The organism is Kitasatospora sp. NPDC091335 (genome assembly GCF_044757205.1).
Lineage (GTDB): Bacteria > Actinomycetota > Actinomycetes > Streptomycetales > Streptomycetaceae > Kitasatospora.
The window spans coordinates 111,620-122,548 of the sequence record NZ_JBIVUM010000007.1 but is presented as its reverse complement, the minus strand read 5'-3'; the positions used below and the strand labels follow the sequence as shown (position 1 = coordinate 122,548).

Annotated in this window: 1 protein-coding gene; it reads left to right on the top strand. The window is 77.3% G+C overall.

Annotation, left to right across the window (positions count from 1 at the left end):
• Positions 1-4 precede the first annotated feature (4 nt).
• Positions 5-10,915, top strand: coding sequence for a type I polyketide synthase (locus ACIQOW_RS17335; protein WP_401085389.1), 10,911 nt, complete (start codon positions 5-7; stop codon positions 10,913-10,915).
• The last annotated feature ends 14 nt before the right edge of the window (positions 10,916-10,929 follow it).

The window sequence follows — 10,929 nt, the reverse complement described above, 5'->3', positions numbered from 1 at the left end:
TGCGATGGCCTCAACCCAGGACTATGTCGAAGCGCTGCGAGCTTCCCTCAAGGAGACGGAGAAGCTTCGCGCCCGGAACCGGGAACTGACCGCCGCGGCCGGCGAACCCGTCGCGATCGTGTCGATGGCATGCCGATACCCCGGCGGCGTCTCCTCGCCGGACGACCTCTGGAGGCTGGTCGAACGGGGCGGTGACGCGATCACCCCGTTCCCCGACCAGCGCGGCTGGAGCTCGGACGGGCTCGGCGCGGACGCCGCCGCCGGCGAACTCGCCGCCCAGGGCGGCTTCCTGGACGGCGCCGACCGCTTCGACGCCGCGTTCTTCGGGATCTCGCCGCGGGAGGCGCTGGCGATGGACCCGCAGCAGCGGCTGCTGCTGGAGGGCGCCTGGGAGGCGTTCGAACGCGCCGGGATCGCGCCGGACGGCGTGCGCGGCAGCCGGACCGGGGTGTTCATCGGCGGGACCTCCTCCGGTTACGGGATCGGCGCGCCCGACGCCGACCAGGGGTACGTCCTGGCCGGCGGCGCGACCAGCGTGCTGTCCGGCCGCGTCTCGTACGTGTTCGGCCTGGAGGGCCCGGCGGTCACGGTGGACACGGCCTGTTCCTCCTCGCTGGTCGCCCTGCACCTGGCCGTCCAGGCGCTGCGCGGCGGCGAGTGCACCCTCGCCCTGGCCGGCGGGGTCACCGTCCTGACCGGCGCGGACGTCTTCCACGCCTTCAGCGCGCAGCAGGGCCTGGCCTCGGACGGGCGGTGCCGCTCCTTCGGCGCCGGCGCGGACGGCACCGGCTGGAGCGAGGGCGTCGGCCTGCTGCTGCTGGAGCGGCTCTCCGACGCCCGCCGCAACGGGCACCGGGTGCTCGCGGTGGTGCGTGGCAGCGCGGTCAACCAGGACGGCGCGTCCAACGGTCTGACCGCCCCCAACGGCCCCTCGCAGCGCCGGGTGATCCGGCAGGCGCTGACGGCGGCCGGACTGGCCTCGGGCGACGTGGACGCGGTGGAGGCGCACGGCACCGGCACCCGGCTGGGTGACCCGATCGAGGCCCAGGCGCTGCTGGCGACGTACGGCCAGGACCGGCCCGCCGACCGGCCGCTGTGGCTGGGCTCGATCAAGTCGAACCTCGGGCACACCCAGTCGGCGGCGGGCGTCGCCGGGATCATCAAGATGGTGCAGGCGATGCGGCACGGCCTGCTGCCGCGGACCCTGTACGCGGAGCAGCCGTCCCCGCACGTGGACTGGTCGGCGGGGGCGGTGGAGCTGCTCACCGAGGCGCGTCCCTGGCCGGAGACCGACCGGCCGCGCCGTGCGGGCGTCTCCTCCTTCGGTGTGAGCGGCACCAACGCCCACGTCATCCTGGAACAGGGCGACCCGCTGCCCGCGCCGCAGCCGGGCGCGGCCACCGGCGCGACGCTGTGGCCGGTGTCCGCCAAGTCCCCGGACGGGCTGCGCGGGCAGGCGGAGCGGCTGCGGGAGTTCCTGGCGACCGGGCCCGACCTGGCGGCCGCCGGGCACGCCCTCGCCGGGACCAGGGCCGCGCTGGAGCACCGCGCGGTCGTCCTCGGCGACTCGGCGGAGGCCCTCGGCGGGGCGCTGGCGGCGCTGGCCGAGGGGCGGTCCGGCCAGGGCGTGGTGACCGGGGTGGCGGTCGAGGGCCGGACGGCGTTCCTGTTCACCGGGCAGGGCGCGCAGCGGGTCGGGATGGGCAAGGGCCTGTACGAGGCGTTCCCGGTGTTCGCGGCGGCCTTCGACGAGGTCTGCGCCGGGTTCGACCTGGGCGGGCCGCTGAAGGACGTGGTGTTCGGGGGCGCGGAGGATCTGGACCGTACGGTGTGGGCGCAGGCCGGGCTGTTCGCGGTCGAGGTCGCGTCCTTCCGGTTGCTCGAATCCTGGGGCGTGGCACCGGAGTTTCTGCTCGGGCACTCGATCGGCGAGGTGGCGGCGGCCCATGTGGCGGGGGTGTTCTCGCTGGCCGACGCGTGTGCGCTGGTGGCGGCGCGGGGCCGGCTGATGCAGGCGCTGCCCGAGGGCGGCGCGATGCTCGCCGTGCAGGCGGGCGAGGCCGAGGTGCGCGAGGCGATCGGCGACCGCCTCGACGTCGCGGCCGTCAACGGCCCCGCCTCGGTGGTGGTTTCGGGCCCCGCCGAGGTGGTGGAGGAGTTCGCCGCGCGCTGGAAGGCCGAGGGCCGCAAGTCCCGGCGGCTGACCGTCTCGCACGCCTTCCACTCGGCGCTGATGGAGCCGATGCTCGCCGAATTCGCCGCCGTCCTGGAGCAGTTGACCTTCGCCGAGCCGCGCATCCCGATCGTCTCCAACCTGACCGGCGAACTCGCCGGGCCAGGGCTGCTCACCACCCCGGACTACTGGCTGCGCCAGGTCCGCGACGCCGTCCGCTTCTCCGACGGCGTCGCGGCGCTCAGCGGCCAGGGCGTCACCCGCTTCGTCGAACTCGGCCCCGACGGCGTGCTCTGCGCGATGGCCCTGCGCGCCGGCGCCGAGGGCACCTTCGCCCCGGTGCTGCGCAGCGCCGGCCACGACGGCGTGCGCGCCTTCCACACCGCCGTCGGCGCGCTCTGGACGGCGGGCGCCGCCGTCGACTGGCCGGCGGCCTACGCCGGCCGGGCCGACGGCCCCGTCGCGCTGCCGACGTACGCCTTCCAGCACCAGTCCTACTGGGCCAAGCCCGCCCCCGCGCCCGCCGCCGGGGCCGAGGGCACGGAAGGCACCGCCGAGGGCGGGTTCTGGGCGGCCGTCGAGCGCGAGGACGTGGACGAGCTGACCGGCACGCTCGGCGTGGCCGCCGACCCGGGGGAACTGCGGGCCGTGCTGCCCGCGCTGTCCTCCTTCCGGCGCCGCCGCCGGGACGAGGCCGTCATCGACTCCTGGCGCTACCGGGTCCGCTGGAAGCCGCTCACCGACGCGCCCGCGGCCGGGACGCTCACCGGCACCTGGCTGGTGGTCACCACCCCCGGCGACACCGACACACAGCGGCTGCTGACCGCCGCGGGCGCCGAGGTGGTCCTGGTCGAGACCGGTGCCGCGGACACCAGGGCCACCCTGACCGCCCGGCTGCGCGAGGCCGCCGCCGCCCCGGCCGGAGTGCTGGCCGCGCTGGGCCGGCACCCCGAGCCGGTCCAGGCGGCGGTCGCGCTGATCCAGGCGCTGGGCGACGCGGGCATCGGCGCCCCGCTGTGGCTGGCCACCCGCGGCGGCGTCTCGACCGGCCGCTCCGACGGGCCGTCCGACCCGCGGGCGGCACAGCTGTGGGGCCTCGGCCGGGCCGCCGCCCTGGAGCTGCCGGAGCGCTGGGGCGGACTGGTCGACCTGCCGCCCGCCGGCGATGCCGGGACGGACGCCGCGGCCGACCCCAGGACGGCCGCCCGGCTGGCCGCCGTGCTGGCCGGCACCGAGGACCAGGTCGCCGTCCGCGGCGCCGGTACGTACGTCCGCCGCCTGGCGCGCGCCGCCCGTCCGGACGCCGTCGAGCCGCTCGGGCCGCCCGCCGGCACCGTCCTGGTGACCGGCGGCACCGGCGCGCTCGGCGCCGAGGTGGCCCGCTGGCTCGCCCGCCGGGGCACCCCCCACGTCGTGCTGACCAGCCGGCGCGGCACCGCCGCCGAGGGCGTGGACGCGCTGGTGGCCGAGCTGACCGGGCTCGGCACCCGGGTCACGGTCGCCGCCTGCGACGCCGCCGACCGGGACGCGCTGGCCGCGGTGCTGGCCGCCGTCCCGGCCGACCTGCCGCTGACCGGCGTGGTGCACGCGGCCGGCATCGGCCAGGCCTCCCTGCTGACGGACACCACCGTCGAGGAGATCGCCGCCGTGCTCGGCGGCAAGGCCGACGGCGCGACGCACCTCGACGAGCTGACCGCCGGCCTGCCGCTGGACCTGTTCGTGGTGTTCTCCTCGATCTCGGCCACCTGGGGCTCCGGCGCCCAGGCCGTCTACGGCGCGGCCAACGCCCACCTGGAGGCCCTGGTCGAACAGCGCCGGGCGGCCGGCCGCCCCGGGCTGGCCGTCGCCTGGGGCCCGTGGGCGGAGGCGGGCATGGCCGTGCAGGGGGAGTCGGAGGACTTCCTGCGCCGCCGGGGCCTCGCCCTGCTCGACCCGGCCCTCGCGATGCGGGCGCTGGCCGAGGCCGTCGACGGCGGCGAGACGGGCGTCGCGGTCGCGGACGTCCGCTGGGAGCGCTTCGCCCCGGCGTTCGCCGCCAGCCGCCGCCGCCCGCTGATCGAGGACCTGCCGGAGGTGGCGCGGGCGCTGGAGGCCCCGGCCGCAGAGCCGGCCGAGGGCGCCTCCCCGCTGGCCGGGAAGCTGGCCCCGCTGCCGCCGGCCGAGCAGGAGCGGCTGCTGCTCGACCTGGTCCGGCGGCTCGCGGCGGCCGTGCTCGGGCACCGCGAGGCGGCCGACGTCCCGCCCGAGGTGCCGTTCAAGGGCCTCGGCTTCGACTCGCTCACCGCGCTCGAACTGCGCAACGCGCTGGCCGCCGAGACCGGTCTGCGGCTGTCCGCCACGCTGGTCTTCGACCACCCCACCCCGCGCGAACTGGCCGTCCAGCTGCGCGGCGAACTGCTCGGCACCGGGCCTGCGGCCGACACCGTACAGGTGACGGCGGTCGACGAGCCGATCGCGATCGTCGCGATGAGCTGCCGCTACCCGGGCGGCGTCGAGACCCCCGAACAGCTGTGGCGGCTGGTCGCCGACGGCGTCGACGCGGTGTCCGGGCTGCCCGGCGACCGCGGCTGGCCGTCGCTCGGCGCCCCCGCCGGCGAGGGCGGCGCGGAGGCCGCCTGGGCCGGCGGCTTCCTGTCCGGCGTCGCCGACTTCGACCCGGCGCTGTTCGCCATCTCCCCGCGCGAGGCGCTGGCCATGGACCCGCAGCAGCGGCTGCTGCTGGAGACGGTGTGGGAAGCCTTCGAGCGGGCCGGGCTGGACGCGCGCGCGATGCGCGGCAGCCGGACGGGCGTGTACATCGGCACCAACGGCCAGGACTACGCGGCGCTGCTCTCCGGACCGTCCGACAGCGAGGGCCACCGCGGCACCGGCACCGCGGCCGCGGTGCTCTCCGGGCGGATCTCCTACGTGTTCGGGCTCGAAGGCCCGGCCATGACGGTGGACACCGCCTGCTCCTCCTCACTGGTCGCCCTGCACGCCGCGGCCGAGGCGCTGCGCCGCGGCGAGTGCTCCGTCGCCCTGGCCGGCGGCACCACCGTGATGGCGACGCCGTCGGCCTTCGTGGAGTTCAGCCGCCAGCTGGGCCTGGCCGCCGACGGGCGGTGCAAGGCCTTCGCCGCCGCGGCGGACGGCACCGGCTGGGGCGAGGGCGTCGGCATCCTGCTGCTGGAGCGGCTGTCCGACGCGCGGCGGCTCGGGCACCCCGTGCTCGGCCTGGTGCGCGGCAGCGCGATCAACCAGGACGGCGCCTCCAACGGCCTCACCGCCCCCAACGGGCCCTCGCAGGAGCGGGTGATCCGGCAGGCCCTGGCCAACGCGGGACTCGCCTCGGGCGACGTGGACGCGGTGGAGGCGCACGGCACCGGCACCCGGCTGGGCGACCCGATCGAGGCCAAGGCCCTGCTGGCCACCTACGGGCAGGGCCGCACCGGCGACCCGCTGTGGCTGGGCTCGATCAAGTCCAACATCGGGCACACCCAGGCCGCTGCCGGTATCGCCGGGATCATCAAGATGGTCATGGCGATGCGCCACGGCGTCCTCCCGCCGACCCTGCACGTGGACGAACCCACCCCGCACGTCGACTGGTCCACCGGCGCGGTCGAGCTGCTGACCGGGGCCAGGCCCTGGCCGGAGCCCGGCCGGCCGCGCCGGGCCGGCATCTCCTCGTTCGGCATGAGCGGCACCAACGCCCACATCATCGTCGAGCAGGGCGAGCCGCCGGCCGCCCAGCGGCCGGGCGCCACCCCGGGCCCGGCGCCGTGGCCGCTGTCCGGGCGGACGCGGGCGGCGCTGCGGGACCAGGCCGCCCGGCTCGGCGGGCACCTGACGGCCCGGCCGGAGGACGGCCCGGCCGAGGTGGCCCGGGCGCTGTCCGGCCGGACGGCCCTGGAGCACCGCGCGGTGGTGCTCGGCGCGGACCGGGCCGAACAGGCCGGGGAGCTGGCGGCGCTGGCCGCCGGCGAGCCCGGCGCGGGCGTGGTCTCCGGCGCCGTGGCCGAGGGCCGTACGGCCTTCCTGTTCACCGGTCAGGGCGCGCAGCGGGTGGGGATGGGCGCCGGGCTGTACGGGGCGTTCCCGGTGTTCGCGGACGCCTTCGACGCGGTCTGCGCCGAGCTGGACCTGTTGCTGGACCGTCCGGTGAAGGACGTGGTGTTCGAGGGCGCCGAGGATCTCGACCGTACGGTGTGGGCGCAGGCCGGGCTGTTCGCGGTCGAGGTCGCTTCGTACCGGCTGCTCGAATCCTGGGGCGTGGTACCGGACTTCCTGCTCGGGCACTCGATCGGCGAGGTGGCGGCGGCCCATGTCGCGGGGGTGTTCTCGCTGGCCGACGCGTGCGCGCTGGTGGCGGCGCGCGGGCGGCTGATGCAGGCGCTGCCCGAGGGCGGCGCGATGCTCGCCGTCCAGGCCACCGAGGCCGAAGCGGCCGGGGCGATCGGCGACCGGGCCGACATCGCCGCCGTCAACGGGCCTTCCTCGGTGGTGGTTTCGGGCCCGGCGGAGGCCGTCGACGAGCTGGCCGCCCACTGGAAGGCCGAGGGCCGCCGGACCAGCCGGCTGAGCGTCTCGCACGCCTTCCACTCGGCCCTGATGGAGCCGATGCTCGCCGAGTTCGCGACGGTGCTGGAGAAGCTGGCCTTCGCGGAGCCGCGCATCCCGCTGCTGTCCAACGTGACCGGGACGATCGCCGAACCCGGGCTGCTCACCGACCCCGGCTACTGGGTGCGCCAGGTCAGGGCGGCCGTTCGGTTCGCCGACGACGTCGCCTGGCTGGGCGAGCACGGCGCCACCCGCTTCCTGGAGCTGGGCCCGGACGGCGTGCTCTGCGGCCTGGCCCAGCAGACCCTCCCCGACGCCGTGTTCGCCCCGCTCCAGCGGGCCGGCCGGGAACAGGCGCAGACGTTCTGGCACGGTCTCGGCCGGCTCTGGACGGCCGGCGCCGAGGTCGACTGGGCGGCAACTCTGCCGGCCGGACCGCACGCCGACCTGCCCACCTACGCCTTCCAGCGCGAGCGCTACTGGCCGCGCCCGGTCGCCGCCGCAGGCGACGTGGCGGCCCTCGGCCAGGCCCCCGCCGGGCACCCGCTGCTGGGCGCCGTGCTGGCCCTGGCCGGGGACGGCGGCGCGGTGCTGACCGGCCGGCTGTCCACGGCGAGCCACCCGTGGCTGGCCGACCACACCGTGCTCGGCCGGCCGGTCGTGCCCGGCACCGCGCTGGTCGAGCTGGCGCTGCGGGCCGGCGAGCAGGTCGGCCGTACGGTGCTCGACGAGCTGGTGGTGCAGTCGCCGCTGACGCTCCCCGAGCGGGGCGAGGCGCAGGTCCAGGTCAGGGTGGCCGCCCCCGGCGAGGGCGACGACTGCCGGGTGGAGATCCACGCCAGGACCGGCGACCGGGCCCCCTGGACCTGCCACGCCACCGGCCTGCTGACCGGGGCCGCGGAGGCCGAGCCCTTCGACCTGACGGCCTGGCCACCGCCGGCCGCCGAGCCGGTGCCGCTGGACGGCTTCTACGACACGCTGGCCGGCAGCGGCTACGGCTACGGCCCGGTGTTCCAGGGGCTGCGCGCCGCCTGGCGGGCCGAGGACGCGGTGTACGCCGAGGTCGCGCTGCCCGAGGAGGCCGCCGAGGACGCGGCCGGCTTCGGCCTGCACCCGGCGCTGCTGGACGCGGCGCTGCACGCGGTCGGCTTCGCGGGCGGGTCCGGGACCGGGGGCACCGCCCTGCCGTTCGCCTGGACCGGCGTCCGGGTGGACGCGGTGGGCGCCTCCGTGCTGCGGGCCCGGATCACCAGGACCGCCGACGGTGTCGCGCTGCGCCTGGCCGACGGCACCGGGCGCCCGGTGGCCACGGTCGGCTCGCTGGTGATGCGCGAGGTGTCCCCGGAGGCGCTGGGCGCCACCGCCCCCGCAGGACCGGACGCGCTGTTCGCGGTGGACTGGCGGCCGCTTCCCCCGGCGGCGGCCGGTGCGGCGGAGCCCGACCTGACCGCCTGGGCGGTGGTCGGGGCGGCCCCCGAGGGCGGGGCGGGCCACCGCCACGCCGACCTGGCGGCGCTGCTCGCCGACCTGGACGGGGGAGCGGACGTACCGCCGGTGACCGTCCTGGCCGCGGACACCGGCGGGGAGTTCGCCGCCACCGCCGTCCACCGGGCGACCGCCCGGGTGCTCGGCGAGGTGCGGGCCTGGCTGGCCGAGGAGCGGTTCGCCGACTCCCGGCTGGTGGTGCTGACCCGCGGGGCGACGGCGGCCGGCACCGGCGGTGACCCGGCCGGAGCCGCGGTGTGGGGCCTGGTCCGCTCGGCGCAGACCGAGAACCCGGACCGCATCGTGCTGGTGGACGTCGAGGCCGAGGGCGGCCAGGCCGACCCCTGGGCCGGCTGGCCCGCGCTGGCCGGCGGCGAGGAGCCCCAACTCGCCGTCCGCGGTGGCGACGTACGGGTGCCGCGGCTGGTCCTGGAGGCCACCGTAGCCCGGCTGACCCCACCGGAGACGGCGGGCGCCTGGCGGCTCGGCATCGCGGGCCGCGGCGCCGGACTGGAGGACGTGGCGCTGGTGCCCGCGCCGGACGCCGACGCGCCGCTGAAGGCCGGCGAGGTGCGGGTCGCGGTGCGCTCGGCGGGCCTCAACTTCCGCGATGTGCTGATCGGCCTGGGCATGTACCCGGACCGGACGGCCGCGATGGGCTCCGAGGCCGCCGGCCTCGTGCTGGAGGTCGGCGCCGGGGTGACCGACCTGGCCGTCGGCGAGCGGGTGTTCGGCTTCTTCGCGGGCGGCGCGGCCGACCGGGCCGTCACCGACCGGCGGCTGTTGGCCCGGGTGCCGGAGGGCTGGTCGTTCGCCCAGGCCTCGTCGGTGCCCCTGGTGTTCGCGACCGCCTACTTCGGGCTGCGCGACCTGGGCGACGCCCGGCCGGGGGAGTCGGTGCTGGTGCACGCGGCGGCCGGCGGTGTGGGCATGGCGGCCGTCCAACTGGCCCGTCACTTCGGGCTGGAGGTGTACGGCACGGCCAGTCGTGGCAAGTGGGACGTGCTGCGTGCCGCCGGTCTGGACGACGCGCACATCGCCTCCTCGCGCGACCTCGCCTTCGAGGAGCGGTTCCGCGCCGCGACCGGCGGGCGCGGGGTGGACCTCGTCCTGAACTCGCTGGCCGGCGAGTTCACCGACGCCTCGCTGCGGCTGCTAGCCGAGGGCGGGCGCTTCCTGGAGATGGGCAAGACCGACATCCGGCAGCCCGACGGCCTCCGGTACCGGGCCTTCGACCTGGGCGAGGCGGGGCCGGCCAGGATGGGCGGCATCCTGCACGAGGTCATCGAGCTGTTCGAGGCCGGTGCGCTGCGGATGCTGCCGATCACCGCCTGGGACGTCCGGGACGCCGTCGGCGCCTTCCGGCACGTCAGCCAGGCCCGGCACGTCGGCAAGAACGTGCTCACCGTGCCCGCGCCGCTCGACCCCGAGGGCACCGTGCTGATCACCGGCGGCACCGGCACGCTGGGCGGGCTGCTGGCCCGTCACCTGGTCGCCGGGCACGGGGTGCGGCACCTGACGCTGCTCAGTCGTCGTGGGCCGGGGAGTCCGGAGGCGGCCGAACTGGTCGCCGCGCTGGCCGAGTCGGGAGCCGAGACCGAGGTGGTCGCCTGTGACGCGGCGGACCGTACGGCGCTGGCGGCCGTGCTGGAGGGTCTGGCCCGTCCGCTGACCGGTGTGGTGCACGCGGCCGGAGTGCTGGACGACGGGGTGTTCGGCTCGCTGACACCGGAGCGGCTCGCCACGGTGCTGCGCCCGAAGGTGGACGCCGCGCTCAACCTGCACGAACTGACCGCCCGTCACGATCTGGCGATGTTCGTCTTGTACTCCTCGGTGTCGGGCACCTTCGGCTCCGGCGGGCAGGCCAACTACGCCGCGGCGAACGCCTTCCTGGACGCCCTGGCCGCCCGGCGGACGGCCGACGGCCTGGCCGGCCAGTCGCTGGCCTGGGGGCTGTGGGAGCAGGCCAGCGAGCTCACGGGCCACCTCGGGAAGGCCGACCAGGCCAGGGCCGGCGGTCTCAGCGCGCCGCTGTCCACCGCCAGGGCGCTCGCACTGTTCGACCGGGCGCGCAGCGTGGGCCGGTCCCACCTGGTGCCGGTCGAGATCGACCTGGGCGTCCTGCGCGCCGCCGCCCACCCGGTGCCCGCCCTGCTGCGCGCGCTGGTGCGGGGGACGGTCCGCCGGGCCGCCGACAACCGGGGCGCGGACGGCCCCGCGCTGGCCGAGCGGCTGGCCGTGATGGCCGACGCGCAGCGCGACGCCACCCTGCTGGACCTCGTCACCGGGAACGCCGCGGTGGTCCTCGGGCACGGCTCGACGGACGCCGTGGCGGCCGACCGGCCGTTCAAGGACCTCGGCTTCGACTCGCTGACCTCGGTCGAGCTGCGCAACCGGCTGAACACCGCCACGGGCCTGCGGCTGCCCCCGACCCTGGTCTTCGACCACCCGACCCCGGCCGCGCTCGCCCGCCACCTGCGGGAGAGCCTGCTGCCCGAGGCCGACCCGGCCGAGGACCTGCTGGCCAGGCTGGCCGGGATGGAGGCCGACCTGGCCGCGCTGGCCGGGGCGGAGCGGGCCGGGGTCCGGGCCCGGCTCGAACTGCTGCTGGACCGGCTGCGCGACAACGACGGGCCGTTGGAGCCGCAGGACGACAGCGACCTGGAGTCCGCGACGGCGGAGGACATCTTCGCGCTGATCGACGACGAGCTGGGGAGCTGACCAGAACGCCCGGT

Bases quoted from the DNA above. Each gene is read 5' to 3' on its own strand.
- ACIQOW_RS17335 (WP_401085389.1), top strand. From the start codon at position 5: ATGGCCTCAACCCAGGACTATGTCGAAGCGCTGCGAGCTTCCCTCAAG.